The organism is Cellulomonas flavigena DSM 20109 (genome assembly GCF_000092865.1).
GTDB lineage: Bacteria > Actinomycetota > Actinomycetes > Actinomycetales > Cellulomonadaceae > Cellulomonas > Cellulomonas flavigena.
Genome location: NC_014151.1, coordinates 2,220,311 through 2,246,077, shown reverse-complemented (window position 1 = coordinate 2,246,077; position 25,767 = coordinate 2,220,311). Strand labels below are relative to the sequence as shown.

General features: G+C 74.4%; 23 protein-coding genes. 18 read left to right on the top strand and 5 right to left on the bottom strand.

Features of this window, described 5'->3' with window-relative positions; genetic code table 11:
• Positions 1 to 10: 10 nt before the first annotated feature.
• Together CFLA_RS10205 and CFLA_RS10200 are read left to right on the top strand one after the other, a co-directional pair.
• Positions 11 to 2,104, top strand: a complete 2,094-nt coding sequence (locus tag CFLA_RS10205) for a M3 family metallopeptidase (RefSeq protein ID WP_013117245.1) — start codon at positions 11 to 13, stop codon at positions 2,102 to 2,104.
• Entirely contained in the window at positions 2,101 to 3,429 is a 1,329-nt protein-coding gene (locus CFLA_RS10200; RefSeq protein ID WP_013117244.1) for a M20/M25/M40 family metallo-hydrolase, read from the top strand. Before CFLA_RS10205 ends, CFLA_RS10200 begins: the two co-directional genes overlap by 4 nt.
• A gap of 53 nt (positions 3,430 to 3,482) precedes the next feature.
• Here the strand turns inward: CFLA_RS10200 and CFLA_RS10195 are convergent, their stop codons facing one another.
• Positions 3,483 to 3,731 (bottom strand): DUF5703 family protein, encoded by a 249-nt coding sequence (locus CFLA_RS10195; RefSeq protein WP_013117243.1) that lies wholly within the window; start codon positions 3,729 to 3,731, stop codon positions 3,483 to 3,485.
• Positions 3,732 to 3,829: 98 nt separating this feature from the next.
• Here CFLA_RS10195 and CFLA_RS10190 point away from each other — a divergent pair, with 98 nt between their 5' ends.
• Positions 3,830 to 4,129, top strand: coding sequence for a hypothetical protein (locus CFLA_RS10190; RefSeq protein ID WP_013117242.1), 300 nt, complete (start codon positions 3,830 to 3,832; stop codon positions 4,127 to 4,129).
• 81 nt (positions 4,130 to 4,210) lie between these two features.
• Here CFLA_RS10190 and CFLA_RS10185 read toward each other — a convergent pair whose 3' ends face one another.
• A complete protein-coding gene (locus CFLA_RS10185; protein WP_013117241.1) occupies positions 4,211 to 5,167 on the bottom strand; it encodes an aldo/keto reductase in 957 nt (318 codons plus the stop codon).
• Between the two features lie 89 nt (positions 5,168 to 5,256).
• Between CFLA_RS10185 and CFLA_RS10180 the strand changes: the two genes are divergently transcribed.
• On the top strand, positions 5,257 to 6,159 hold the full coding sequence (locus tag CFLA_RS10180) for an undecaprenyl-diphosphate phosphatase (RefSeq protein ID WP_013117240.1): 903 nt from the start codon (positions 5,257 to 5,259) through the stop codon (positions 6,157 to 6,159).
• A 59-nt stretch (positions 6,160 to 6,218) separates the two neighbouring features.
• The gene (gene mshC / locus CFLA_RS10175; protein WP_013117239.1) at positions 6,219 to 7,466 is read left to right on the top strand and encodes a cysteine--1-D-myo-inosityl 2-amino-2-deoxy-alpha-D-glucopyranoside ligase; all 1,248 of its coding nucleotides are present in this window, start codon (positions 6,219 to 6,221) and stop codon (positions 7,464 to 7,466) included.
• Positions 7,467 to 7,605: 139 nt separating this feature from the next.
• Here mshC and CFLA_RS10170 read toward each other — a convergent pair whose 3' ends face one another.
• Positions 7,606 to 8,463, bottom strand: coding sequence for a PAC2 family protein (locus CFLA_RS10170; RefSeq protein ID WP_013117238.1), 858 nt, complete (start codon positions 8,461 to 8,463; stop codon positions 7,606 to 7,608).
• A gap of 181 nt (positions 8,464 to 8,644) precedes the next feature.
• On the opposite strand from CFLA_RS10170, the gene CFLA_RS10165 reads away from it, so the two are divergent.
• On the top strand, positions 8,645 to 9,310 hold the full coding sequence (locus CFLA_RS10165; RefSeq protein ID WP_043598977.1) for an HAD family hydrolase: 666 nt from the start codon (positions 8,645 to 8,647) through the stop codon (positions 9,308 to 9,310).
• Positions 9,311 to 9,321: 11 nt separating this feature from the next.
• On the opposite strand, the gene CFLA_RS10160 is transcribed toward CFLA_RS10165, so the two are convergent.
• Positions 9,322 to 10,140 (bottom strand): RecB family exonuclease, encoded by an 819-nt coding sequence (locus tag CFLA_RS10160; RefSeq protein WP_081449774.1) that lies wholly within the window; start codon positions 10,138 to 10,140, stop codon positions 9,322 to 9,324.
• Between the two features lie 215 nt (positions 10,141 to 10,355).
• Here CFLA_RS10160 and CFLA_RS10155 point away from each other — a divergent pair, with 215 nt between their 5' ends.
• The 10 genes from CFLA_RS10155 to hisF all read left to right on the top strand — a co-directional run bounded on the left by CFLA_RS10155 (position 10,356) and on the right by hisF (position 21,146).
• Positions 10,356 to 11,486: a site-2 protease family protein gene (locus tag CFLA_RS10155; RefSeq protein WP_013117235.1), complete on the top strand. Its 1,131-nt coding sequence runs from the start codon at positions 10,356 to 10,358 to the stop codon at positions 11,484 to 11,486.
• 44 nt (positions 11,487 to 11,530) lie between these two features.
• A complete protein-coding gene (locus CFLA_RS10150; protein WP_013117234.1) occupies positions 11,531 to 12,580 on the top strand; it encodes a tRNA (adenine-N1)-methyltransferase in 1,050 nt (349 codons plus the stop codon).
• A gap of 195 nt (positions 12,581 to 12,775) precedes the next feature.
• The gene (arc, locus tag CFLA_RS10145) at positions 12,776 to 14,410 is read left to right on the top strand and encodes a proteasome ATPase (RefSeq protein ID WP_013117233.1); all 1,635 of its coding nucleotides are present in this window, start codon (positions 12,776 to 12,778) and stop codon (positions 14,408 to 14,410) included.
• Between the two features lie 94 nt (positions 14,411 to 14,504).
• Positions 14,505 to 16,112 carry a depupylase/deamidase Dop gene (gene dop, locus CFLA_RS10140; protein ID WP_013117232.1) on the top strand — a complete coding sequence of 536 codons (1,608 nt, stop codon included), beginning with the start codon at positions 14,505 to 14,507 and terminating at the stop codon, positions 16,110 to 16,112.
• Positions 16,113 to 16,210: 98 nt separating this feature from the next.
• Positions 16,211 to 16,405, top strand: coding sequence for a ubiquitin-like protein Pup (locus tag CFLA_RS10135; RefSeq protein WP_013117231.1), 195 nt, complete (start codon positions 16,211 to 16,213; stop codon positions 16,403 to 16,405).
• 6 nt (positions 16,406 to 16,411) lie between these two features.
• Complete coding sequence (gene prcB, locus CFLA_RS10130; RefSeq protein WP_013117230.1) at positions 16,412 to 17,242, top strand: proteasome subunit beta; 831 nt, start codon at positions 16,412 to 16,414, stop codon at positions 17,240 to 17,242.
• Positions 17,239 to 17,973, top strand: a complete 735-nt coding sequence (prcA, locus tag CFLA_RS10125) for a proteasome subunit alpha (RefSeq protein WP_013117229.1) — start codon at positions 17,239 to 17,241, stop codon at positions 17,971 to 17,973. The genes prcB and prcA overlap by 4 nt, the downstream gene beginning before the upstream one ends.
• A 43-nt stretch (positions 17,974 to 18,016) precedes the next feature.
• Entirely contained in the window at positions 18,017 to 19,378 is a 1,362-nt protein-coding gene (gene pafA, locus CFLA_RS10120) for a Pup--protein ligase (protein ID WP_013117228.1), read from the top strand.
• A gap of 206 nt (positions 19,379 to 19,584) precedes the next feature.
• Positions 19,585 to 20,379 carry an FKBP-type peptidyl-prolyl cis-trans isomerase gene (locus tag CFLA_RS10115; RefSeq protein ID WP_245530228.1) on the top strand — a complete coding sequence of 265 codons (795 nt, stop codon included), beginning with the start codon at positions 19,585 to 19,587 and terminating at the stop codon, positions 20,377 to 20,379.
• A complete protein-coding gene (gene hisF / locus CFLA_RS10110; RefSeq protein ID WP_013117226.1) occupies positions 20,376 to 21,146 on the top strand; it encodes an imidazole glycerol phosphate synthase subunit HisF in 771 nt (256 codons plus the stop codon). The genes CFLA_RS10115 and hisF overlap by 4 nt, the downstream gene beginning before the upstream one ends.
• A gap of 28 nt (positions 21,147 to 21,174) precedes the next feature.
• Here hisF and CFLA_RS10105 read toward each other — a convergent pair whose 3' ends face one another.
• Positions 21,175 to 21,807, bottom strand: a complete 633-nt coding sequence (locus tag CFLA_RS10105) for a TIGR03085 family metal-binding protein (RefSeq protein ID WP_013117225.1) — start codon at positions 21,805 to 21,807, stop codon at positions 21,175 to 21,177.
• Positions 21,808 to 22,030: 223 nt separating this feature from the next.
• Between CFLA_RS10105 and CFLA_RS10100 the strand changes: the two genes are divergently transcribed.
• The gene (locus tag CFLA_RS10100; protein ID WP_148234335.1) at positions 22,031 to 23,842 is read left to right on the top strand and encodes an ABC transporter ATP-binding protein; all 1,812 of its coding nucleotides are present in this window, start codon (positions 22,031 to 22,033) and stop codon (positions 23,840 to 23,842) included.
• Complete coding sequence (locus tag CFLA_RS10095) at positions 23,839 to 25,689, top strand: ABC transporter ATP-binding protein (RefSeq protein ID WP_013117223.1); 1,851 nt, start codon at positions 23,839 to 23,841, stop codon at positions 25,687 to 25,689. Before CFLA_RS10100 ends, CFLA_RS10095 begins: the two co-directional genes overlap by 4 nt.
• The last annotated feature ends 78 nt before the right edge of the window (positions 25,690 to 25,767 follow it).

Genomic DNA, 25,767 nt, shown 5'->3' with positions numbered 1-25,767 from the left:
GTCTGTGACGATGGGACCCATGACCTTCGACGCGCCGCTGCTCGACCCTGCCCACCCCTTCGCCCGTGCGTCCGACCTGCCCTACGGGCTGCCCGACTTCCGGGTGGTGCACGAGGAGCACTACCTGCCCGCGCTGGTCGCCGGCATGGCGGAGCAGCGTGCCGAGGTCGAGGCGATCGCGACCGACCCGGCGCCGCCCACGGTGGCGAACACCCTCGAGGCGCTCGAGCGCTCGGGCAGGCTGCTGTCGCGCGCCGCGTCGGCGTTCTACGTGCAGTCCGGCGCGGAGTCGACACCGGGCCTGCAGGCCGTCGAGGAGCAGGTCGCGCCGCTGCTGGCCGCCCACTCCGACGCGATCTGGCTGGACGCCCGGCTGCACGCCCGCGTCGAGGCGCTCGCGGCGTCCCTCGAGGGGACGGAGCTCGCCCCCGACACGGCGTGGCTGCTGCACCGCACGCGTGAGCGGTTCACGCGCGCCGGCGTCGGCCTGCCGGAGGCCGACCAGGAGCGGCTGCGTGCGATCAACGCGGAGATCACGTCCCTCGACGCGGCGTTCGGCCGGCTGCTGCTCGCGGCGACCAATGCCGCCGCGGTCCTCGTGACCGACGAGGCCGAGCTCGACGGCCTGCCCGACGACGCCCGCGCCGCCGCCGCCCAGGCGGCCACCGCGGCCGGCCACGAGGGCGCGTGGCTGCTGGAGCTGCAGCTGCCCACGCAGCAGTCCGTGCTCTCCCTGCTGCGCGACCGCGGGCTGCGCGAGCGCGTCATGCGGGCGTCCCTCACGCGCGGCGCCGGCGGCCAGCACGACACCCGGACGGCGCTGCTCGGCCTGGTGCGCCTGCGTGCCGAGCGCGCGCAGCTCCTCGGGTTCGAGCACCACGCGGCCTACGTCGCGGCGGACGCGACGGCCGGCACGGCGCAGGCCGTCGAGGAGATGCTCGCGCGCCTCGCACCGGCCGCCGTCGCGAACGCGCGCACCGAGGCGGTGGACCTCGAGCGGGCCCTGCAGGCCGACCACCCGGGCGCGACGCTCGAGCCGTGGGACTGGGCGTACTACGCCGGCCGCGTCCGTCAGGAGCGCCGCTCGCTCGACGAGGCCGCGCTGCGTCCGTTCCTGGAGCTCGAGCGCGTCCTCACGCGGGGTGTGTTCCACGCGGCGAACCGGCTCTACGGCCTGACGTTCTCCGAGCGCCACGACCTCGTCGGCTACCACCCCGACGTCCGGGTCTACGAGGTCTTCGACGCCGACGGGGCCGGCCTCGGGCTGTTCCTCGGCGACTTCTGGACACGCCCGGCCAAGCGCGGCGGGGCGTGGATGAACTCGCTCGTCGACCAGTCGATGCTGCTGGGGGAGCAGCCCGTGGTCGTCAACAACCTCAACGTGCCCAAGCCCCCGCCGGGCCAGCCCACGCTGCTGACGTGGGACGAGGTCATCACGCTGTTCCACGAGTTCGGCCACGCGCTGCACGGGCTGCTGTCGGCCGTGCGGTACCCGTCGCAGTCCGGCACGAGCGTGCCGCGCGACTTCGTCGAGTACCCGTCGCAGGTCAACGAGATGTGGGCGTGGGACACCGAGGTGCTGCGCTCGTACGCCGTGCACCACGCGACAGGTGAGCCGCTGCCGCAGGAATGGGTGGACACGCTGCTCGCCGCCCGCCAGGACGGCGAGGGCTTCGCCACCACCGAGTACCTGGCTGCCGCGCTGCTCGACCAGGCGTGGCACCGGCTGGCGCCCCAGGACGTCCCGGCGGACCCGGACGAGGTCGAGGCGTTCGAGGCGCGGGCGCTGGCCACCGCCGGCGTCGACCTGCCCACCGTCCCGCCGCGGTACCGCACGACGTACTTCAACCACATCTTCTGCAGCGGGTACTCCGCGGGCTACTACGCGTACATCTGGTCCGAGGTGCTCGACGCCGACACCGTCGGGTGGTTCGCCGAGAACGGCGGCCTGCGCCGCGAGAACGGCGACGTGTTCCGCGCCCGGCTGCTGGGTCGCGGCGGGTCGATCGACCCGCTGCAGTCGTTCCGCGACCTGCGCGGACGCGACCCGCGCATCGAGCCGCTGCTCGAGCGCCGAGGCCTGTCCGGGGCGGTCGCCCGGTGACCGCTGACGCGACCGGCGTGCCGACGGCCGAGGACGAGGTCGTCGACCTGTGCCGTGACCTCATCCGCATCGACACCACGAACCCCGGCGACGGCACGGGCCCGGGGGAGCGGGCGGCGGCGGAGTACGTCGTCGGGCTGCTGCAGGAGGTCGGCCTCGAGCCCGAGCTGTTCGAGAGCGCGCCCGGGCGTGCCAACGTCGTCGTGCGGCTCGAGGGCTCCGACCCGTCGCGTCCGGCGCTCGTCGTGCACGGTCACCTCGACGTGGTGCCGGCTCATGCGCCCGACTGGTCGGTCGACCCCTTCGGCGCGGAGATCCGCGACGGCCTCGTGTGGGGCCGCGGCGCCGTCGACATGAAGGACATGGACGCGATGGTGCTCGCGGTCGTGCGGCAGATGGTCCGCGAGGGACGCCGGCCCGCCCGCGACGTCGTGCTCGCGATGTTCGCCGACGAGGAGGCCGGCGGCCGTCTGGGTGCGCACTGGGCCGTCGAGCACCGCCCCGAGCTGTTCGCGGGCGCCACCGAGGCGATCAGCGAGGTCGGGGGGTTCTCCGTCGACGTGGCCGGGCAGCGGGTCTACCTGCTGCAGACCGCGGAGAAGGGACTGGCATGGCTCCGGCTCGTCGCCGAGGGCCGCGCGGGTCACGGCAGTCAGGTCAACGCCGACAACGCCGTGACGCACCTGGCGGCCGCGGTCGCCCGCCTCGGGCAGCACCGGTGGCCGCTGCAGCTCACGCCGACCGTGCGTGCGCTGCTCGACGGCGTCGCGGACCTCACGGGCCTGCGGTTCGACCCCGAGGACGACGGCAGCGTCGACGCGCTCGTCGACGCGCTCGGACCGGCCTCGCGTTTCGTCGGGGCCACCCTGCGCCACTCGACGAACCCGACGCGCCTGGCCGCCGGCTACAAGGAGAACGTCATCCCCGGCTCGGCGACGGCGTCGGTCGACGGGCGGTTCCTGCCGGGGCGCCAGGACGAGTTCGACGCGACCGTCGCCGAGCTCGTCGGGCCGCACGTGCGGGTCGAGGACCTCGTGCGTGACACCGGGCTCGAGGCACCCACCAGTGGCGACCTCGTCGACGCGATGGTCGCCGCCGTCGTGGCCGAGGACCCGGGCGCGCACGTCCTGCCCTACATGCTGTCCGGTGGGACCGACAACAAGTCGCTGTCGCTGCTGGGCATCACCGGCTACGGGTTCGCGCCGCTGCGCCTGCCCGCCGACCTCGACTTCGCCGGGATGTTCCACGGCGTGGACGAGCGCGTGCCCGTGGACGCCCTGAGGTTCGGCACGCGTGTGCTCGACCGGCTGCTGACGACGTGCTGACCACGCGCGCCCGGCGGGAGCTCTGCGCCTCGGCCGGGCGCGCGCGTCCGCGGTCAGCCCGTCGTCTCCGCGAGCGTGGAGCGGACCCGGATGATCTTGCGGCGCAGCCATGCACGCCGCTCACCGCCCGCGTACAGGCGCAGCCGCGCGAGCTCCCAGCGGCCGTACTCCGCCTCCTCGGTCAGGAGCCGCCGCGCGTCACCGCCCGACGTCGTCGGCGGGATGCGCAGCACGCGGTACTCCCACTGGCCCCCGTGCGAGTCCCACTGGCTGCGCCGTTCGCGCACCGTGCCGTCCGTCATCGCCCACCTCGTCCCGTCGGGTCTCGACGTCGCGCCAGGAGCGCCCGTCGGCGTCGCTGCGCTGCCATTGTGCCCTCCGCGGCGCTACGGTTCATCGCATGACCGTGGACCCGCGTGCCGCCCTCGACCGTCTGGTGGCCGCCCTCGAGGCGCACTACGCCGCCGTGGTGAGCAAGTCCGACGACGACGACCCCGCGGTCGACGACGCGTACGACGTGCTCGCCGACGCCTTCGAGGTCTACGACGACGCCCTCGGCACGGTGCACGGCGAGGCCACGCCCTTCTACCTGGGCGAGGACGACGACGACGAGGATGACGACGAGGACGACGACGAGGACGACGAGGACGACCTCGACGACGACGACCTCGACGGTGAGCCCGAGGTCGACGAGGTCTGACCGTCGCGACGACCGCCCACCCGACGCGCGCCGGGTTGGCCGAGGCCCGCTGCCACGGACGACGGCACGGACCTGCGGGGCTCAGCGCTCCGGGTAGCCGGCCGCCGGGGTGGTGATGTCGTCGAGCGCCACGACGATCTCCGGCGGCAGTCGCAGGTCGCCCACCCCCAGCGCGCCGCGCAGCTGCGCGGCCGTGCGCGCACCGACGACCGCGCTCGCCACGCCGGGGCGCGACGTCACCCACGCGAGTGCGACCTCCAGCGGCGTGCGGTCCAGCCCGGAAGCCGCCATCACGACCGCGTCGACGACACCTGACGCGTCCGCCGTGAGGTACGGCTGCACGAACCCCGCCAGGTGGGCCGACGCCGCCCGCGAGTCCGCCGGGATGGTGCGCCGGTACTTGCCGGTGAGCACCCCACGGCCCAGCGGCGACCACGCGAGCAGCCCCACGCCCAGCGTCGAGCACGCCGGGAGCACCTCGCGCTCGACACCGCGCTGCAGCAGCGAGTACTCCGCCTCGACGGCCGCCAGACCGGGGTCGGGCTCGAGGAGCGTGGCGGCGCGCGCGACCTGCCACCCGGCGTGGTTCGACAGTCCGACGTACCGCGCCTTGCCCGCCTGCACCGCGTGACGCAGCGCGGAGACCGTCTCCTCGAGCGGCGTCCGCGGGTCGGGGGTCGCGAGCCACAGGTCCACGCGGTCGGTCGCCAGACGCCGCAACGACGCGTCGAGGCTGTCCAGCAGCGCCCCGCGCGACGCGTCGACGACCCCGCCCCCTGGCGTGCGGCGCACGCCCGCCTTGGTGCAGATCACGACGTCGTCGCGGTCGACGACGTCGCCGAGCAGGGTGCCGAGCAGCTCCTCGGCGCCGCCGTCGGCGTACGCGGCCGACGTGTCGAGGAGGGTGCCGCCGGCCTCGACGAAGTCGCGCAGCTGGTCGGCAGCCTCGTGGTCGTCGGTGTCGCGGCTCCACGTCATGGTGCCGAGGCCCAGCGACGACACACGCAGACCCGTGCGGCCCAGACGACGGTGCTCCATGGGGCGCCACCCTAGCCGCGCGGGCGCGCCGTCCGTGGCGCGACGGGCCATGCCGGGGCACGGGCGCGTCGGCGCTATCGTTGCGCCTCGTGGCAACGGGCATCGGGACGGGTGAGGCAGTCTTCCTCGGGTTGCTCCAGGGTCTGACCGAGTTCCTCCCGGTCTCCTCGAGCGCGCACCTGCGGATCTTCGGGGAGCTCGTGGGCTCCGGGGACCCGGGAGCGGCGTTCACGGCCATCACGCAGCTGGGCACCGAGACCGCCGTGCTGCTCTACTTCCGCCGCGACATCAAGCGGATCGTACTGGCCTGGTGGGCCGCGCTGCGCGGCGCGTACGGCACGGACTGGCGCGCGCGGGCGGGGATGCCCGTGGGTCGGCCCCAGGACCGCGACGCGCTCATGGCGTGGTTCATCGTGCTCGGCTCGCTGCCCATCGTCGTGCTGGGCCTGGCGTTCCAGGACGCCATCGAGCGTCCGTTCCGCAACCTGTGGCTCGTGGCGCTCACGCTCGCCGGCTTCGCGCTCGTGCTCGGCTGGGCGGACCGTCGCGGAGCCAAGGCCCGGCCCATCGAGGAGCTGACGCCGAAGCACGCGCTGGCGTTCGGGTTCTGGCAGGCCCTCGCCCTGGTGCCCGGCGTGTCGCGCTCCGGTGGCACGATCACCGGTGGGCTCCTCATGGGTTACACGCGCGAGGCCGCGGCCCGGTACTCCTTCCTCCTGGCGATCCCCGCGGTGTTCGGCTCCGGCCTGTACCAGCTCGCGAAGAGCGTCGGCGACTTCGGTCAGGCGGGCACACCAGGTCTCGGGGCGACGCTCGTCGCGACACTCGTCGCCTTCGTCGTCGGGTACGTCGTCATCATCGCGTTCCTCAAGATCGTCTCGACGTTCAGCTACGCGCCGTTCGTCTACTACCGCATCGGCCTGGCGCTGCTCGTCGTCCTGCTGCTCCTCACCGGCGTGCTCGAGCCGGTCACGGCGCCCGCGAACGCCTGACGGGCGTGCCCCGCGGACGCCCGTGCGGCCGCAGCGCCGGCGGAGGCTAGGCTTCCGGCGTGCTCAGCTGGCCCGCGCCCCAGATCCCTCGGCTGCCCGGGACCGGTGAGCCGGTCCGTGTGCTCGACACCGCCACCGGGCGCCTCGTCGTGGCCGCGACCGGCCCCCACGCCCGCCTGTACGTGTGCGGCATCACCCCCTACGACGCGACCCACCTCGGCCACGCGTCCACGTACGTCGCCTTCGACGTCCTCGTGCGCGCATGGCTCGACGAGGGCAAGACCGTCACCTACGCGTCGAACGTCACCGACGTCGACGACCCGCTGCTCGAGCGCGCCACGGCCACAGGCGTCGACTGGCGCGACCTCGCGGCGCAGCAGACCGCGCTGTACGCGTCCGACATGACGACGCTCGGGGTCGTGCCCCCGGACGTCTACCGCGGCGTCGTGGAGTCCGTGCCACAGGTCGTCGCGGCCGTCGACGCGCTCCTCTCGCGCGACGCCGCCTACCGGCTGCCCGCCCCGGACGGCGGCGACGACGTGTACGCCGACCTGTCCGCCGATCCGGGTTTCGGCTCCGTCGCCGGGCTCGAGCACGCGGCGATGCTGGCACTGAGCGCCGAGCGTGGCGGCGACCCCGACCGCCCGGGCAAGCGGTCGCCCCTCGACCCGCTGCTGTGGCGGGCCGAGCGCCCCGGCGAGCCCGCCTGGGACGCGCCGGGTCTCGGCCGTGGACGCCCGGGCTGGCACGTGGAGTGCGCGGTCATCGCCTCCGACGGTCTCGGCGTGCCGTTCGACGTGCAGGGGGGCGGCTCCGACCTCGCGTTCCCGCACCACGAGTCGAGCGCGTCGCACCTGCGCGTGCTGACCGGGACGCCCCAGCCTGCCGCCGCGCACGTGCACACCGGGATGGTGGGCTACCGGGGCCACAAGATGAGCAAGTCGCTCGGCAACCTCGTCCTCGTCTCGCAGCTGGTCGCCGACGGCGTCGAGCCCATGGCCGTGCGTCTCGCGGTGCTCGCGCACCGCTACCGCTCGGACTGGGAGTGGACCGACGACGTGCTGGCCACAGCGCAGCAGCGGGTCGCCAGGTGGCGGCGCGCCCTGTCCGGCAACGGCGGGCCGGCAGCCCAGCCGGTCCTCGACGGCGTGCGGGCGGCCGTCGCGGACGACCTCGACACCCCGCGGGCGCTCGCGGTCGTGGACGCGTGGGCAACCGCCGCCCTCGCCGGCGAGGTGCCGTTCGAGGAGGGCGCGCCCGGGGTCGTGGCGCGCACGGTCGACGCCCTGCTCGGCGTGCGCATGTGACGTCCGCCGCGCCCGTGACCCCGCCGCACCCGTGACCCCGCCGCGCCCCTGACCTCGCCGCGCCCCTGACCTCGCCGAGCGGAACACCGCTCACCGTTCGCGAGGCCTGACGAGGAGTGAGGTTCCGGTCGGCGGGTGGTCAGCCGCCGGTGCCCTTGTCGCGGCGGCGCAGGTAGCGCTCGAACTCCTGGGCGATCGCCTCGCCGCTGGCCTCCGGCAGGTCGGCGGTGTCCTTCGCCTCCTCGAGCTGGCGCACGTACTCGCCGATCTCGCTGTCCTCGCCCGCGAGCTCGTCGACCCCCAGCTGCCACGCGGTCGCGTCCTCGGGCAGGTCGGCCAGCGGGACGGGCTCGCCGAGCAGCGCCTCGATGCGGTGCAGGATCGCGAGCGTCGCCTTGGGCGACGGGGGAGCGGCGACGTAGTGCGGCACCGCGGCCCACAGCGAGAGCGCCTGCATGCCGCGTGCGGCTGCCTCGTGCTGCAGCACCCCGACGATGCCCGTCGGCCCCTCGTACGTGTTCGGCTCGAGGCCCAGCAGCTCGCGCACGTGCGCGTCCTCGCTCGTCGCGTTGACCGGGATCGGCCGCGTGTGCGGCACGTCCGCGAGCAGCGCTCCCACGGTGACGATCGTGCGCACGCCGAGCCCTGCGGCGATGTCGAGCAGCTCGCCGCAGTAGCGCCGCCAGCGCATCGACGGCTCGATGCCGTGGACCAGCACCACCCGGCGGCCGGACCGGGGCGTCGTCGCCACGGCGACCGCGGTCGTCGGCCACGTGATCTCGCGCGTGCCGTCAGGACCCAGGCCGACCACCGGCCGGTTCACCTGGAAGTCGTGGTAGTCCTCGGGGTCCAGCTCCTCGACCTGCTCGGCTCCCCACACGTCGTGCAGGTGCTCCAGCGCCGTGGTCGCGGCGCTCCCCGCGTCGTTCCATCCCTCGAACGCGGCGAGCAGGACGGTCTCACGGGCCGGCAGGTCGGGGGATGCGTGCTCGGTCACGCCCCCAGACTAGGGCGCAGGTGCCACGACGGCCGGGCAGCGCGGGCCACCGCGCGCGCCGGGTAGGCTCGCCCGACCGCCCGTCCACCTCCGCCCACCCGCCCCGGAGCCCACGCTGAGCACCCTCGCCGACCGTCCCTCGACCGCCCGTGACGACCACCCGGTCGGCCCGGCTCCCGCCCTGCCGGCGGCCGTCCTGTGGGACATGGACGGCACGCTCATCGACACCGAGCCGTACTGGATGGCCGCGGAGATCGAGCTCGTGGAGGCTCACGGCGGCGTGTGGACGCCCGAGGACGCGGTCGCGCTCATCGGGTCGTCGATGCCCGTGGCGGCCCGGCACTTCCAGGAACGCGGCGTCGACCTCACGGTCGAGGAGATCGCGCACGCGCTGAACTCGTCGGTCCGTGCGGCGGTCGAGGCCGGCATCCCGTGGCGGCCCGGCGCGCAGGAGGTGCTGCGTGCCCTGCACGACGCGGGCGTGCCGCAGGCGCTCGTCACGTCGTCGTTCGCGGTGGTCGCGTCCCCGTTCGTCGACGCGGTGGGCCTGTTCGACGTCGTGGTGACCGGGGACGTGGTGGAGCGGCACAAGCCGCACCCCGAGCCGTACCTCACCGCGGCGCGGCACCTCGGCGTCGACGTCACCGCGTGCGTCGCGCTCGAGGACTCGCGCGCGGGCCTGGCGTCCGCGGTGGCCAGCGGTGCGCGCGTCGTCGCCGTCGACTCCCACGTGGCGCTGCAGCCGCCGCCGGACGTGTCGCGGACGTCCTCGCTCGCCCACGTCGACCTCGCGACGTTCGCTCGCGTCGCGGCCGGCGAGGTGCTCGACCTGCGTGTCCTCGGCTGAGCCGTCAGGCGTCAGCCCGCCGGCGTCACACCGATCGCGCGCTCCACGGCACCCTCGGGCACCTCGGGCGGTGTCCCGCCGAAGGACGGGCAGCGGTCGCGGAACGCGCACCAGTCGCACAGCCGCGAGGGCCGTGGCCGCCAGTCGCCCGAGCGGGCCGTGTCCTCGATGCCCGCCCAGATGGAGCGCACGCGCGCCTCCAGCGTGTGCATCTCCGCCTCGGTCGGCTCGTGGCTCACGACGACGCCGTCGCCGAGGTAGGTCAGCTGCAACCGCTTGGGCAGGACGCCCCGCGTGCGCCACACGACGTACGCGTAGAACCGCATCTGGAACAGCGCCGAGCTCTCGAACCCCGCGCGCGGCGAACGGCCCGTCTTGTAGTCGACGACCCGCACCCAGCCGTTGGGCGCGACGTCCACGCGGTCGACGACACCGCGCAGCCGCGGCCCGTCCTCCAGGTCGTGCTCGACGCGCAGCTCGCGGGCGCGCGGCTCGAGCCGGGTGGGGTCCTCGAGCGTGAACCACGTGGTCAGGAGCCGTTCGGCCTCCGCGAGGAACGCGGCGCGCTCGGCGTCGTCCGCGTGCAGGTCGAGGCACCGGGGGTCCTCCTGCTGGACCTGCGCCCACCGCTCGGGCAACGCCGCGCGGGCCGCGTCGAGGGTGCGCTCGGGGGCCGGCAGGTCGAACAGGTGCTCGAGCACGGCGTGCACGAGCGTGCCGCGCGCAGCGGCGGGGGACGCGGGCTCGGGCAGGCGGTCGACCACGCGGTACCGGAACAGCAGCGGGCACTGGAGGAAGTCGTTCGCGCGCGAGGGGGACAGGCCCGGCATGCGCGGCGCCGGTCCGACGTCCGCGGCGGCGGCCACCCCGGGGGCAGGAGTGCCTGCCGGCTCGGTGCACGCCGGGCCGGTGCTCGTCAGGTCCGTGCCGGCCCGGGCGCCGCCCCGGGTCCCGGGCTCGATGTCCACGCTCACACGACGAGGGTAGGTGCCACGTCCGACAGCGCGGGCGCGACGCACGGCGGGCGGACCGTAGGCTGGCAGACGTGAGCGACCCGCGACCCGACCGACCCGCCGGCTGGGTGCTCGGGCACGTCGCCGGCGCCCCCGTCGTCCTGGCCCGCAGCTGGGTCCTCGCCGCCGTCGTCCTCACGCTCGTGTTCGCGCCGAGCGTGCGGAAGTGGACGGGCGGCGGGGGTGCGCTGCCGTACGTCGTGGCGCTCGTCTTCGTCGTGCTGCTGTTCGCCTCCGTCCTGGTCCACGAGCTCGCGCACGGTCTGGTCGGGCGCAGCCGCGGCCAGCAGCCCCACGCGTTCGTCCTCACGCTGTGGGGCGGGCACACCACGTTCGGCGGCGCCGCCGCGTCGCCGGCGACCAGTGCGCTCGTCGCCGTCGTCGGCCCGGTCGCCAACCTGGTGCTGGCGGCGGCGTTCCTCCTGATCGCGGACCGCGCGGCGCCCGACGGCACGCTGCTGCAGACCGTGCTGCGTGCCGGCGCGCTGGCCAACGGCTTCGTCGGACTGTTCAACCTCGTGCCCGGTCTGCCGCTGGACGGCGGGCGGATCCTCGAGGCGGTCGTGTGGGCGGCGTCGGGGGACCGGCACCGCGGTACCGTCGCGGCCGGGTGGACGGGGCGTGTCGTCGCCGTCGGCGTCCTGCTCGCCGCGCTGGTGCGCCCCTGGCTCGCCGGCGTCTCGCCCGACCTCGGCACCGTGGCGTGGTCGGCGCTCATCGGCGCCTTCCTGTGGTCGGGCGCGTCGGCCGCCGTGCGGGGAGGGCGGACGGGACGTGCCGTGGCCGCGCTCACGCTCGAGCGGGTCGGGCGCCCCGCCGCGGTGGTCGGCGCGCGGACGTCGCTCGCGCAGGTCCGTGCGACCGCCGCCGCCGCGGACGTCGCCGAGGTCGTCGTGCTCGCACCCGACGGGCGGCCCGCCGCCTACGTCGACACGGAGGCCGCCGGTCGCGTGCCCGCGGACCTGGCGGGCACCACGGACGTCCTCGCCGTGTCGACCCCGCTGCCGGTCGGCGCGGTGGTCGACGGCACGCTGCGCGGCGACGCGCTGCTCCAGGCCTTGTCCACGGCGTCCGCGCACGGACCGGTCGTCGCCGCGCTCGTCGACGGTCGGGTCGCGGCGCTCGTGCGCACGCGTGACGTCGTGGCGGCCCTGCGGGGCTGACGGCGTCACGGCGCCGGGAGCCACGGGACCTACACTCGACGCCCGTGACCTCTCCCGACGTCCCCACGTCCGCACCGACCGGGGCCGCCCAGCGCCGCGGGCCCTTCCGCAGCGGCGAGCGCGTGCAGCTCACCGACCCCCGCGGTCGGCTGCACACGATCACGCTGCAGCCCGAGGGGACCTTCCACACCCACCGCGGCTACCTGCGCCACGACGACCTCATCGGGGCGTCGGAAGGTGTCGTGGTGCGCAACACGTCCGGGATCGAGTACCTCGCGCTGCGCCCGCTCCTGGCCGACCACGTGCTGTCGATGCCGCGCGGCGCCGCTGTCGTCTACCCCAAGGACGCGGGCCAGATCGTCACGATGGGCGACGTCTTCCCCGGCGCGACCGTCGTCGAGGCGGGCGTCGGCTCCGGCGGCCTGACGCTGTCGCTGCTGCGGGCCGTGGGCGACGGCGGCCGCCTGGTGTCGGTCGAGCGGCGCGAGGACTTCGCGGCGATCGCGCGCGGCAACGTCGAGACGTTCTTCGGCGGTCCCCACCCCGCCTGGGACCTGCGGCTGGGCGACCTGGCGGACGTGCTGCCCACGGCCGCGACGCCGGGCTCGGTCGACCGCGTCGTCCTCGACATGCTCGCGCCGTGGGAGAACCTCGACGCGGTGGCCACCGCGCTCGCTCCGGGTGGCGTGCTCGTCTGCTACGTCGCGACCACGACGCAGCTGTCGCGCCTCGCGGAGGACGTGCGTGGCGACGGGCGCTACACCGAGCCGGAGGCATGGGAGTCGATGGTGCGCGGCTGGCACCTCGAGGGCCTGGCCGTGCGCCCGCAGCACCGCATGATCGGGCACACCGGCTTCCTCCTGACGACGCGCCGGCTGGCCGACGGCGTCGAGCCGCCGCACCGCAAGCGGCGTCCGGCCAAGGGTTCGTACCCCGTCGCCGAGGACGGCGCGCCGCCCGCCGACGCCGACCTGTGGTCGCCCGAGGCGATGGGCGAGCGCGAGACGTCGGCCAAGAAGATCCGCCGCGCGCGCCGCGAGCTGCACGTGGCACCGGAGGATCTCGGCGCGTCGGGGCCCGCGACGGGCGACTGACCACCTGCCGGGCCGGCGCGTCCGTGCGACGCGCCGGGTCCGGTGTCCACGGTGCGGGACGCTCGCGTCGCTGCGCGGCGCGGCCCGCGCGCTGTGTTGACACGGCCCGTTAGTGTCGTCGGACCAGCAGGCACAGCGACGTGCACGATGGACCGCAGGAGGGTGCACCGCGACGCGGAACGGAGGCCGATCACCATGACCGAACCCGCTGCCCCTGGACGCGACCTGCACCGCGAGCTCGCGGTGCTCGCGGCGAAGAACGAGCGGCTCAGCGAGGCGCTCGTCGCCGCACGCGAGCAGATCCTCGATCTCAAGCGTCAGGTGGACGACCTGGCCAAGCCGCCCGGGACGTACGCCACCTTCCTCGGCGCGCGCGCCGACGGCACGGTCGACATCGTCTCCGCCGGTCGCAAGATGCACGTCGGCGCGAGCCCCTCGCTCGACGTCCACCACCTGCGGCCCGGGCAGGAGGTCATGCTCAACGAGGCCCTCACGGTCGTCGAGGCCGGCGGCTACGAGCAGGTCGGCGAGATCGTCACCGTCAAGGAGATGCTCGGCGAGGGGCGTGCCCTGGTGATCGGGCGTGGCGACGAGGAGCGGGTCGTGCGGTTCGCCGGCCAGGTGGCCGACACCGGCGTGCGCGTCGGCGACGCGCTGACGATCGACCCGCGCAGCGGGTTCGTGTTCGAGGTGATCCCGCGGGCCGAGGTCGAGGAGCTCGTGCTCGAGGAGGTCCCGGACATCGACTACACGGACATCGGTGGCCTGGGCCCGCAGATCGAGGCGATCCGCGACGCCGTCGAGCTGCCGTTCCTGCACCCCGAGCTGTTCCGCGAGCACGGGCTCAAGCCGCCCAAGGGCGTGCTGCTCTACGGCCCGCCGGGATGCGGCAAGACGCTCATCGCCAAGGCCGTCGCGCACTCGCTGGCCGCGACGGCGGCGGCAGCGCGCGGTGAGGACGTCGCCGACGCCCGCTCCTTCTTCCTCAACGTCAAGGGACCCGAGCTCCTCAACAAGTACGTCGGGGAGACCGAGCGGCACATCCGCCTGATCTTCGCCCGGGCGCGCGAGAAGGCGTCGCAAGGGCACCCGGTCGTCGTGTTCTTCGACGAGATGGAGTCGCTGTTCCGCACCCGCGGCACCGGGGTGTCCAGCGACGTCGAGACGACGATCGTGCCGCAGCTGCTCTCGGAGATCGACGGCGTCGAGCGGCTCGACAACGTCATCGTCATCGGCGCGTCGAACCGCGAGGACATGATCGACCCCGCGATCCTGCGCCCCGGCCGCCTGGACGTGAAGATCAAGATCGAGCGGCCCGACGCGGAGGGCGCGCGGGAGATCTTCGCCAAGTACCTCACGCCGGAGCTGCCGATCCACGCCGACGACCTCGCCGAGCACGGCGGGTCGGGCCAGGCGGCCGTCGAGGCGATGATCCGGCGCGTCGTCGAGCGCATGTACTCCGAGTCCGACGAGAACCGGTTCCTCGAGGTGACGTACGCCAGCGGCGACAAGGAGGTCCTGTTCTTCAAGGACTTCAACTCCGGCGCGATGATCCAGAACGTCGTCGACCGTGCCAAGAAGTCCGCGATCAAGGACCTCCTGGCCACGGGACAGCGCGGCATCCGCGTCGACCACCTGCTCTCGGCGTGCGTCGACGAGTTCAAGGAGAACGAGGACCTGCCCAACACCACCAACCCGGACGACTGGGCGCGGATCTCCGGCAAGAAGGGCGAGCGGATCGTCTTCATCCGCACGATCGTCCAGGGCAAGAAGGGTGTCGAGGCGTCGCGGACCATCGAGAACGTGACGAGCACCGGCCAGTACCTGTGACCTCCCCGGACGCGCCGCACCGGTGAGGTGCGGCGCGTCCTGGAACCTGGGCACCGGGCGCCGGTGAGCGGCGGGCTCACCTAGGGTGGGCGACGTGACCGTGCGGCGCGTGATGGGCATCGAGACCGAGTACGGCGTCCTGCAGCCGGGGCGCCCCCTGGCCAACCCGATGCTGCTGTCGAGCCACGTGGTCGCCGTCCACGCTGCGGCGCGGGAGGCCGGCCGGGGACGCGCGCGCTGGGACTACGACGACGAGGACCCGCTGCACGACGCACGCGGCTTCCACCTGCAGCGTGCCTCGGCACACCCGTCGATGCTCACGGACTCGCCGGCCGTGCCGGCGCCGTCGGGCGACGCTCCGCAGGAGATGCCGCGCTCGGAGGTCGAGGAGTACGAGGACCCGGGAGCGGCCAACGTCATCCTCACCAACGGCGCGCGGCTCTACGTCGACCACGCTCACCCGGAGTACTCCGCACCCGAGGTGACGACGCCGCGCGACGCCGTGCGCTGGGACCGCGCCGGTGAGCTCGTCATGCTCGACTCGGTACGGCGTCTGGCCGCGAACCCCACGCTGCCGGACGTGACGCTGTACAAGAACAACGTGGACGGCAAGGGCGCCACGTACGGCACGCACGAGAACTATCTCGTCGACCGCTCCGTGCCGTTCGGTGACCTCGTCGCGCGTCTCACGCCCTTCCTGGTCACGCGCCAGGTGTTCACCGGTGCCGGGCGCGTCGGGCTGGGGCAGCGCGGCGAGCACCCCGGATTCCAGCTCTCGCAGCGCGCCGACTACATCGAGGCCGAGGTCGGGCTTGAGACGACGCTGCGCCGACCGATCGTCAACACGCGCGACGAGCCCCACGCCGACCCTGCCCGCTGGCGCCGGCTGCACGTGATCATCGGCGACGCGACCATGCTCGAGACCGCGACGTACCTGCGTCTCGGCACGACGTCGCTCGTGCTGTGGCTGGTCGAGCAGGCGGACGCCGGCGGCGCGGCGCGCCGGCTCACGCAGGCCGTCGACCGGCTCGCGCTGCGTGACCCCGTCCAGGCGGTGCACCGGGTGTCCCACGACCTGTCGCTCACCGAGAAGCTGGAGCTCGCCGACGGCAGGTACCTCACCGCGCTCGAGGTGCAGTCCGAGTACCTCGCGGCCGTGCGTGGCGCGCTCGACGCCGTCGGTGACGGGCTCGACGAGCAGACCGCGGACGTGCTCGACCGCTGGGAGTCGGTGCTGCGGCGGCTGGGCGAGGAGCCCGCGTCGTGCGCGCGGGAGGTGGAGTGGGTCGCCAAGCTGCGCCTGCTCGACGGCATGCGCCGCCGCGACCACCTGGCGTGGGACCACCCGCGACTCGCGGCGGTCGACCTGCAGTGGTCCGACGTGCGCCCCGAGCGCGGCCTGTACCACCGGCTCGTCGCCGCCGGCGCCGTCGAGCTCCTCGTGACGCCCGAGGAGGTCGCCGACGCGGTCGTGCACCCGCCGCAGGACACCCGCGCCTACTTCCGCGGCGAGGCGGTCGCGCGCTACGGCGGACAGATCTCGGCGGCCAGCTGGGACTCGGTGGTGTTCGACGTGCCGGGCGCGCAGACGCTGCAGCGCGTGCCGATGCGCGACCCGCTGCGGGGCACGCGCGCGCACGTCGGGGAGCTGCTCGACCGCAGCCCGGACGCGCGCTCGCTCCTGGCGGCGCTCGGGGGCTGACCTGCGTCCGAGGTGTGCGCCGCCGCGCACGCCGGGACGGTTGTGGGCCTAGGGTGGGGCACGCGGCCACCGGGACGTGGCCCAGGACGGAGGTCACCATGGCTGGGCAGGAGAACGTCAGGCACCGTCGGGAGGACGAGCCGGGGGACGAGGCGGACACGCCGACGCCGGCGGCGCCGAGCGCGCAGGCCCGCGACGCGGAGGTCGACGCGCTGCTCGAGGAGATCGACGACGTCCTCGAGCAGAACGCCGAGCAGTTCGTCCGAGGGTTCGTCCAGAAGGGCGGTCAGTGAGCGTCGATGACCCTGCACGACTCGTCCGGCCGGCTGCCGCAGGCCTTCACCACGCCCGGTTCCTCATCCTTCGTCGACTTCCTCGCCGGTCACGCCCCTGACCTGCTGCCGGGCAGGCGACCGGTGCCCGCGGGCGAGCTCCAGGCGCCGCACGCCACCACGATCGTCGCGCTCGCGTTCGAGGGCGGCGTCGTGATGGCCGGCGACCGGCGGGCCACGATGGGCTCGATGATCGCCAGCCGGCACATCGAGAAGGTGTTCCCCGCGGACGAGTTCTCGGCCGTCGGGATCGCCGGGACCGCCGGGCTCGCGATCGAGCTCGTGCGTCTGTTCCAGCTCGAGCTCGAGCACTACGAGAAGATCGAGGGCAGCCTGCTGTCCCTGGACGGCAAGGCGAACCGCCTCGCGACGATGATCCGGGGCAACCTCGGTCTCGCACTGCAGGGCCTGGCGGTGGTGCCGCTGTTCGCGGGCTACGACCTGGACCGGGCGGTCGGACGGATCTTCTCGTACGACGTCACGGGCGGCCGGTACGAGGAGCACGAGCACCACGCGGTCGGCTCCGGCTCGGTGTTCGCGCGCGGCTCGCTGACGAAGCGGTGGCGCCCGGGCCTGGACACCTCCACGGCCGTGCGGGTGGCCGTCGAGGCTCTCGTCGACGCGGCCGACGACGACTCCGCGACGGGCGGCCCCGACCGCGCCCGCCGCATCTGGCCCGTCGTCGCCACGGTGACCGAGGCCGGGTACCTGCGCGTGCCGGACGAGGACCTCGCGGCGGCGGTCGACGTCGTCGAGAACGGCCGGCGCAGCGCACGACGCGAGGGAGGTGCCCGATGAGCATGCCGTTCTACGTCTCGCCCGAGCAGCTCATGAAGGACCGCGCGGGCTACGCGCGCAAGGGCATCGCCCGGGGTCGCTCGGTGGTCGTGGTGCAGTACGACGACGGCATCGCGTTCGCGACCGAGAACCCGTCGCGCGCGCTGCACAAGATCTCCGAGATCTACGACCGGATCGCCTTCGCCGCCGTCGGCAAGTACAACGAGTTCGAGAACCTGCGCGTCGCCGGCGTGCGCTACGCGGACCTGCGGGGCTACTCGTACGACCGTGTCGACGTGACCGCGCGCGGTCTGGCCAACGCGTACGCGCAGACGCTGGGCACCGTGTTCACCACGGAGTCCAAGCCGCTCGAGGTCGAGCTCGTCGTGGTCGAGGTCGGCCGTGAGCCCACCGGCGACCAGATCTACCGCCTGTCGTACGACGGCTCGGTGGCCGACGAGCACGGCTGGGTGGTGATGGGCGGACAGGCCGAGCGCCTCGGTGGGCTGCTGGGCGCGGGATGGCGCCCCGGCATGACGCTCGCGCAGGCCCTCGGGCTCGCCGTGCAGGTGCTCGGGTCGGCACCCGACGACGGCGAGCCGCGGACGCTCACGGCCGCGCAGCTCGAGGTCGCGGTGCTCGACCGCACGCGGCCGCGCCGGGCCTTCCGGCGCCTGACCGGTGCGTTGCTGGAGGACGTGCTCGGCGGGGACGGCTCCCCGACGGGCGGGGGCGGCGTCGACTCCCCCTGACGGGCGGGGCCGGGCCGGGTGGACGAGCGACGGGGAGACACGCATGGACAGGCGCATCTTCGGTCTGGAGACCGAGTACGGGGTGACGTGCGCGGCGCAGGACGGCCGTGGCCTCTCCGCGGACGAGGTCGCGCGGTACCTGTTCCGCAAGGTGGTGGCGTGGGGCCGGTCGTCCAACGTCTTCCTGCGCAACGGCTCGCGGCTCTACCTCGACGTGGGCTCGCACCCCGAGTACGCCACCGCCGAGTGCGACGACTGGCGTCAGCTCGTCACGCACGACCGGGCGGGGGAGCGGATCCTCGAGGGCCTGGTCGCGGACGCGCAGCAGCGGCTCGAGCACGAGGGTCTGCCGGGACGGATCCACCTGTTCAAGAACAACACCGACTCGGCCGGGAACTCCTACGGGTGCCACGAGAACTACCTCGTGCGCCGCCAGGGCGACTTCGCGCGGCTGTCGGACGTACTCGTCCCGTTCCTCATCACGCGGCAGGTGCTCACGGGCGCAGGCAAGGTGCTCGCCACGCCTCGCGGCGCCGTCTACTGCCTCTCGCAGCGCGCCGACCACATCTGGGAGGCGGTCTCGAGCGCCACGACACGCTCGCGACCCATCATCAACACCCGCGACGAGCCGCACGCCGACGCGGAGCACTACCGTCGCCTGCACGTGATCGTCGGCGACTCGTCGATGTCGGAGACCACGACCATGCTCAAGGTCGGGTCGACCGACCTCCTGCTGCGTCTCGTCGAGGCGGGCGTGACCATGCGGGACATGACGCTGGAGAACCCGATCCGCGCGATCCGCGAGATCAGCCACGACATGACGGGCACGCAGCCCGTGACCCTCGCGACCGGCCGGACCGTCACGGCGATCGACCTGCAGGAGGAGTACCTCGCGCGCGTGAGCGACTTCGTCACCGCGGAGGTGGGCCCGTCCCCGGAGACCAAGCAGGTCCTCGACCTGTGGGAGCGCGGGCTGCGTGCCCTGCGCACGGGTGACCTGACGCTCGTCGAGCGTGAGCTGGACTGGGTCATCAAGTACCGCATGATCGAGCGCTACCGCGCGAAGCACGGCCTGGAGCTGTCGGACGTGCGCGTCCAGCGGCTCGACCTGGCCTACCACGACATCTCGCGCACCGAGGGGCTGTACAACCTCCTCGCCGCGCGCGGCCTGGTCGAACGCGTCACCACCGACCTCGACGTCTTCGAGGCCACGGCCGTCCCGCCGCAGACCACGCGCGCCAAGCTGCGCGGGGACTTCGTGCGGGCCGCGCAGGAGGCGAGGCGCGACTACACGGTGGACTGGGTGCATCTCAAGCTCAACGACCAGGCGCAGCGCACCGTGCTGTGCAAGGACCCGTTCCGCAACGTCGACGAGCGGGTGGAGCGCCTCATCGAGTCGATGTGACGCCCCGGTGCGGGCCGGACGAGGCAGCACGACGGGCGTGGCAGCCCGTACAGTGAGGCCCCGTCGCGCCCGCCGGGCGCGGTGCCGACGACGACGGCGGGACGAGGACCGGGAGGCGTGGCGTGCGGTGGGTCGTGGCAGATCGCCGAGCGGCGGCACCGCTCCTCGTAGGGCTCGTCCTGGCGGCGTGCAGTGCCGGCGCAGCGGTGGCCCCCGAGGTCACGGTCACCGGGGACGCCGACGAGGCGCCGACGGTCACCTACCTGACGCCGCTCGGCGTCGAGGAGACGTACCGCGAGGTGATCTGGCCGGGCACGGGTGACGAGCTCGTCGACGGCGCGCCGGTGCTCATCGACTTCTGGCTCGAGGACGCGAGCGACGCGACCCTCGTCAAGGAGAGCTACTCCACGAGCCCGACCCCCCGGATGCTCACGCTCGACGACCTCGGGACCGACCTGTACGGCACGCTCCTCGGCCAGCACGTCGGTGCGCGGCTCCTGCAGGTGGCCCCCGGCGGCACCGGGGCCGAGTACCCGACGGTCACCGTGATCGACGTGCTGCCCACCCGCGCCGTCGGCGAGACGCTCACGCCGGACCCGGCGCTGCCCGTCGTCACCGAGGGGGAGGGCGGCACGTTCACGCTGACCCCGACCGGGACCCCGCCGCCGGACCGGCTCACCGTCGAACCGCTCGTGCGCGGCGCCGGTACGCAGGTCGCGTCCGGCGACGTCATCACCGTCCACTACGCCGGGTTCGCCTGGGACGACGGCGTGCTCTTCGACTCCACGTGGCAGCAGGTGCTGCCGGTCTCGTTCCTGCTCTCCGACGTGCCGTCGTGGGCCGAGGGACTGGTCGACCAGCCCGCCGGCAGCCGCGTCATGCTCGTCGTGCCCCCCACCTACGCCCTCGGTGTCACCGACAGCGAGGAGCTCGCCGGAAAGACGGTGGTGTTCGTGATCGACATCCTCGCCACGGGTCGCCCTGAGCAGGTGACGCCGTGACCCTCGCGCTGCGCGTGATCCCGTGCCTCGACGTGGACGCCGGTCGCGTCGTGAAGGGCGTCAACTTCGAGAACCTGCGCGACGCGGGCGACCCGGTCGAGCTCGCGCGCCGGTACGACGCCGAGGGTGCCGACGAGCTGACGTTCCTCGACGTCTCGGCGTCCTCCTCCGACCGCAGCACCACGTACGACGTGGTGCGGCGCACGGCGGAGGAGGTGTTCGTGCCGCTGACCGTCGGCGGTGGGGTGCGCTCACCCGACGACGTCGACCGGCTGCTGCGCGCCGGGGCCGACAAGGTCGGCGTCAACACCGCGGCCATCGCGCGGCCCGAGCTCATCACGGAGATCGCCGAGCGCTTCGGCTCGCAGGTCCTCGTGCTCTCGGTCGACGCGCGGCGTGTGACCGACGGGCCGCCCACCACCTCGGGGTACGAGGTCACCACCCACGGCGGGCGGCGCGGGACCGGGATCGACGCGGTCGAGTGGGCGCACCGGGCCGTCGAGCTCGGCGTGGGCGAGGTCCTCCTCAACTCCATGGACGCCGACGGCACGACGTCGGGATTCGACCTCCCGATGATCGGCGACGTGCGCGCCCGGGTCAGCGTGCCGCTCATCGCCTCGGGCGGCGCCGGCACGGCCGAGCACTTCGTGGAGGCGGCACGCGCCGGGGCCGACGCCGTGCTCGCGGCGAGCGTGTTCCACTTCGGCACGCTGACGGTCGGTCAGGTCAAGGACGCGCTGCGGGCCGCGGGGGTCGTCGTCCGCTGAGGCGCGCGGCCGCGCGTCGCGGACCGGCTCAGCCGCCGCTCAGCAGGTCACGCACCGCTGCGACGTCCTCCTCGCCGCCGTCGACCCGCACGTCGGCGGCCTGCAGCCGCCCGGAGACCGCGAGCACGAGCTCGCCGACGGCACCGCGCAGCACGACCGACCCGTGGCCCGCGCGCGGCGCGTGGACGGCCGAGCGCACGTCGTCGTCGCGCACGAGCACCACGCCGGGGCCGAGGCGGCGCAGGCGCAGCGGCGCCATGCGCAGGAGCTGCGACCACAGCACCTCGACGAGCCCGTCCGGCAGCTCGCGCAGCGTGCGCGTCCCCGTGCCGCGGCGGACGTCCTCGGTGTGGATGAAGTACTCGGACGCGTTGACCGCGTCGCCGGCCCAGGCGAGCGGGCTCCAGCGCGCGGGCCGCGCGGCGAACCGGTCCACGAGGGCGGCATAGCCCGCGGGGTCGGCGGCGCTCGCCGCGAGCCGCTCCACGGCGCCGGCGACGCCGCCGCGCAGCGCGCCGATCGCGGTGGCGGGCTGTTCGCGCAGCACGAGGTGGGCGGCCAGGTGGCGGGCCTGCCAACCCTCGCACAGCGTCGGATCGTGCGGGTCCGCCGCGCGCAGTGCCTCGGCGAGCCATCCCCGTTCGGTCTCGTGCCACGTCATGGCAGGTGATCGTGCCATGCGTACGCCGCGTCGTCGTGCACTCCGGCGCGCGGCTGTGCCACGGCAGGAGGCTGTCGGACGTGCGTGAGAGGATCGCCGCACCCCCCGAACCAGGAGTGTGATCGCCGTGCCCGCGCGTCCTCGGCCTACTGCGTCCGCGCCGCGACCCGCGGCGCTGCGCGGGTCGACGGCACGCCGTTCCGCGGCCCTGGTGTGGCGGGGCATGCGCGCGCACCCGCGCACGTACGCCGCCGCTGTCCTCACCTCCGCGCTCTTCGGCGCGCTCACCGTCGCCGTCAGCCGCGTGCTGGGCGCGGTGACCGACCAGGTCGTGGTGCCCGCGCTCGGCGGATCGGTGGAGGCGCAGGGCAGGATCTGGCTCGCGGGCCTGGTCGTGGCCCTCGTGGCGCTCACGCTCGCGGCGACGGTCGCCGGACGCCGGATCTTCGCCGGGATGGGGGTGGCCTCGCTGCAGGCGGACCACCGCCGGGCCGTCACGCGCCAGTACCTGCGGCTGCCCATGTCGTGGCACCGGCAGCACCCGACCGGCCAGCTCCTGTCGAACGCCGGCTCCGACGTCGAGGCCGCGACCGGTGTGTTCAACCCGCTGCCGTTCGCCCTCGGCGTGGTCGTGATGATCCTGGCCGCGGCCGTGGCGCTGCTGCGGACGGACGTGTGGCTGGCGTGCGCGGCGCTCGTCGTGCTCCCGCTCGCGGTCGTCGCCAACCTGGTCTTCCAGCGCCGCATGACGCCCGCGATCACGCGCGCGCAGCAGCTGCGCGCCGAGGTGGCCGACGTCGCCCACGAGAGCTTCGAGGCCGCGTCGCTCGTCAAGTCGCTGGGCACGGAGGACCGCGAGCACGCACGGTTCGCCGCACGGGCCCGCGAGCTGCGGGACGCGAACGTGCGCGTCGGCGTCGTCCGCGCCGTGTTCGACCCGGTCATCGACCTGCTGCCGAACCTCGGCACGCTGCTCGTGCTGCTCGTGGGTGTGCAGCGCGTCGCCGCCGGGGCGATCGGCACGGGTGACGTCGTCGCGGCGGCCTACCTGCTCACGCTGCTCGCGGTCCCGGTCCGCGCCTTCGGGTGGGTCCTGGGCGAGCTGCCGCGGGGCCTGGTCGGCCACGACCGGATCTCGCGCGTCCTCGACGCCCCCGGGGTGCCGTCCGAGGGGACCGTGGCCTGGGCGGCGACGGGGCCGGGGGCGCGGGTGGCCATGACGGGCGTGCACGTGCGCGTCCCGTCCGCCGACGGTGACGTCGACCTCCTGCGTGGCGTGGACCTGGAGGTCGGGCCCGGCCGCACCGTCGCGGTCGTGGGGCCCACCGGCTCCGGCAAGTCGACGCTCGTGGGCCTCGTGCCGCGGCTGCGTGACGTCACGGCGGGTGCTGTGACGATCGACGGCACCGACGTGCGCGAGCTGCGCCCGGCCGACCTCGCCGCGCAGGTGGGGTACGTCAGCCAGGCCACCTTCGTCTTCGAGGACACGGTGCGCGGCAACGTGACGCTCGCGGACCCGGACGATCCGGCCGCGCCCGACGACGACGACGTGTGGGCCGCGCTGGCCGCCGCCCGCGTCGACGACGTCGTGCGTGCCCTGCCCGGCGGGCTGGACGCCCCGCTCGGCGAGCGCGGCGCGAACCTCTCCGGGGGCCAGCGGCAGCGGCTGGCGCTCGCCCGGGCGCTCGTGCGCCGCCCGAGCGTGCTCGTGCTCGACGACGCGACGTCGGCGGTCGACCCGCGCGTCGAGCGCGACATCCTCACCGGGCTGCGCGACGCCGGCGGCGAGAGCGGCCCGACCGTGCTGCTCGTGGCGTACCGCATGGCGTCGGTGCTGCTGGCCGACGAGGTCGTGCACGTCGAGGCCGGCCGCGTCGTCGACCGCGGCACGCACGCCGACCTCCTGGCACGCGACGCCGGCTACCGCGAGCTCGCGACCGCGTACGAGCGCGAGTCCGCGCGCCGCGTGCGTGAGCAGGCCGACACCGCCGCGACCGAGGTCGACGACGACGTTCCCACGGGAGGGCACCGATGAGCGCGAGCACGTCGCCGGCCGCGGCCCGCCAGGACAGCCGGATGGCGCCGGCGAGCACCCTCGGCGTGCTCGCCACCCTGCGGCGCGCCGCGCAGGTCTCGCCCGAGCTGCTCGACGGCCTCACGGTCACGCTCGCCCTGGCGGTCGTCGCGGCGACCGCTCGCGTGCTCGTCCCGCTCGCGGTGCAGCAGACGGTCGACACCGCGATCCTCGCCCCGGGTGGCGTGGACGTACGCCGTGCGGCGCTGCTCGTCGGGGTCGCCGCGCTCGGCCTGGCGGTGGGTGCGGGATGCTCCGCGCTGGTCAACGTGCGTCTCTTCCGGTCCAGCGAGGCGGGACTCCTCACGCTGCGGAGCCGGGCGTTCCGGCACGTGCACGACCTGTCGGTCCTCACGCAGAACAGCGAGCGCCGCGGCTCGCTGGTCTCGCGCGTCACCTCGGACGTCGACACGATCTCGATGTTCGTGCAGTGGGGCGGCATCATGCTGCTCGTCTCCGTGCTGCAGATCCTCGTGGCCACGACGCTGATGGCGGTCTACTCGTGGCAGCTCACGCTGCTCGTGTGGGCGTGCTTCCTGCCGCTCCTGGTCGTGCTGCCACGGCTGCAGCGCGGTGTGAACCGCCGCTACGCGGCCGTGCGCGAGCAGTACGGCGCCATGCTCGGTGCGGTCTCGGAGGCCGTCGTGGGGGCCGAGACGATCCGCGCCTACGGTGTGGCGGCACGCACGCAGCGCCGCATCGACGCCGCCGTCGCCGGCACCCGGCGCGCCATGGTGCGCGCCCAGAACCTCGTCGCGGTGGTCTTCTCGTCCGGGGTGCTCGTGGCGAACCTCGTGCTCGCCGTCGTCGTCGTCGCCGGCACGTGGCTGGGGGTGGCGGGCGACCTCACGGTCGGTCGGGTGCTGGCGTTCCTCTTCCTCGTGCAGCTCTTCACCGGTCCGGTGCAGATGGCCACCGAGATCCTCAACGAGCTGCAGAACGCGATCTCCGGCTGGCGCCGCGTGCTCGGCGTCCTCGAGACCCCCGTGGACGTCCCCGAGCCCGGTGACGACGTGGTGCCGAGCCCGCGCGGCCCGGCGGCGCTGACCTTCACCGGAGTGGGCTACGCCTACCCCGACGGCCCGCCGGTGCTGCAGGGCGTCGACCTGCACGTCGCGGCCGGGACGTCGGTCGCCGTGGTGGGGGCGACGGGGTCGGGCAAGACCACGCTCGCCAAGCTGGTGGCCAGGTTCATGGACCCGACCGAGGGTGCGGTGCTGCTCGACGGGGTCGATCTGCGGCGGATCGCGTCACGTGACCTGCGCCGGCGCGTCGTGCTCGTGCCGCAGGAAGGCTTCCTGTTCGACGGCACCATCGCGGAGAACATCGCCTACGGGCTGCGGGACGAGGGTGGCGACCGACCGTCCACCGAGGGCTCGGCGCCGCAGGATGCCGAGCGCGTCGCGCAGGTCGCGGCCGAGCTCGGGCTCGACGTATGGCTCGCCGAGCTGCCGAGCGGGCTGGCCACCCCCGTCGGTCAGCGTGGTGAGCTGCTGTCGGCGGGGGAGCGGCAGCTCGTGGCGCTGGCGCGCGCCCGGCTCGCGGACGGTGACCTGCTGCTGCTCGACGAGGCGACCTCCGCGGTGGACCCGGTGGCCGAGGTGCGGATCGGTCGGGCGCTGCGCGAGCTCGCACGCGGGCGCACGACCCTGACGATCGCGCACCGGCTGTCCACGGCCGAGGCCGCGCACCTCGTGGTCGTCGTGCACGCGGGCCGCGTCGTCGAGGTCGGCACGCACGCGGAGCTGACCGCGCGCGACGGGCAGTACGCGCGGATGCACGCGGCGTGGGTGGCGCAGACCCGCTGACGCCGGGTGCCGCCACGGACGCGGGCGTCGCGGCGCGCCGCGCGCGTGGCAGGATCGACGCCGTGCCGCAGACCGACG

Excerpts from the sequence above, each read along its gene's own strand:
- CFLA_RS10205 (WP_013117245.1), top strand. The coding sequence starts at position 11 with ATGGGACCCATGACCTTCGACGCGCCGCTGCTCGACCCTGCCCACCCC.
- CFLA_RS10195 (WP_013117243.1), bottom strand. The coding sequence starts at position 3,731 with ATGACGGACGGCACGGTGCGCGAACGGCGCAGCCAGTGGGACTCGCAC.
- CFLA_RS10190 (WP_013117242.1), top strand. The coding sequence starts at position 3,830 with ATGACCGTGGACCCGCGTGCCGCCCTCGACCGTCTGGTGGCCGCCCTC.
- CFLA_RS10185 (WP_013117241.1), bottom strand. The coding sequence starts at position 5,167 with ATGGAGCACCGTCGTCTGGGCCGCACGGGTCTGCGTGTGTCGTCGCTG.
- CFLA_RS10160 (WP_081449774.1), bottom strand. The coding sequence starts at position 10,140 with ATGCCGGGCCTGTCCCCCTCGCGCGCGAACGACTTCCTCCAGTGCCCG.
- arc (WP_013117233.1), top strand. The coding sequence starts at position 12,776 with ATGACCGAACCCGCTGCCCCTGGACGCGACCTGCACCGCGAGCTCGCG.
- CFLA_RS10135 (WP_013117231.1), top strand. The coding sequence starts at position 16,211 with ATGGCTGGGCAGGAGAACGTCAGGCACCGTCGGGAGGACGAGCCGGGG.
- prcB (WP_013117230.1), top strand. The coding sequence starts at position 16,412 with ATGACCCTGCACGACTCGTCCGGCCGGCTGCCGCAGGCCTTCACCACG.
- prcA (WP_013117229.1), top strand. The coding sequence starts at position 17,239 with ATGAGCATGCCGTTCTACGTCTCGCCCGAGCAGCTCATGAAGGACCGC.
- pafA (WP_013117228.1), top strand. The coding sequence starts at position 18,017 with ATGGACAGGCGCATCTTCGGTCTGGAGACCGAGTACGGGGTGACGTGC.
- CFLA_RS10105 (WP_013117225.1), bottom strand. The coding sequence starts at position 21,807 with ATGACGTGGCACGAGACCGAACGGGGATGGCTCGCCGAGGCACTGCGC.
- CFLA_RS10100 (WP_148234335.1), top strand. The coding sequence starts at position 22,031 with ATGCGCGCGCACCCGCGCACGTACGCCGCCGCTGTCCTCACCTCCGCG.
- CFLA_RS10095 (WP_013117223.1), top strand. The coding sequence starts at position 23,839 with ATGAGCGCGAGCACGTCGCCGGCCGCGGCCCGCCAGGACAGCCGGATG.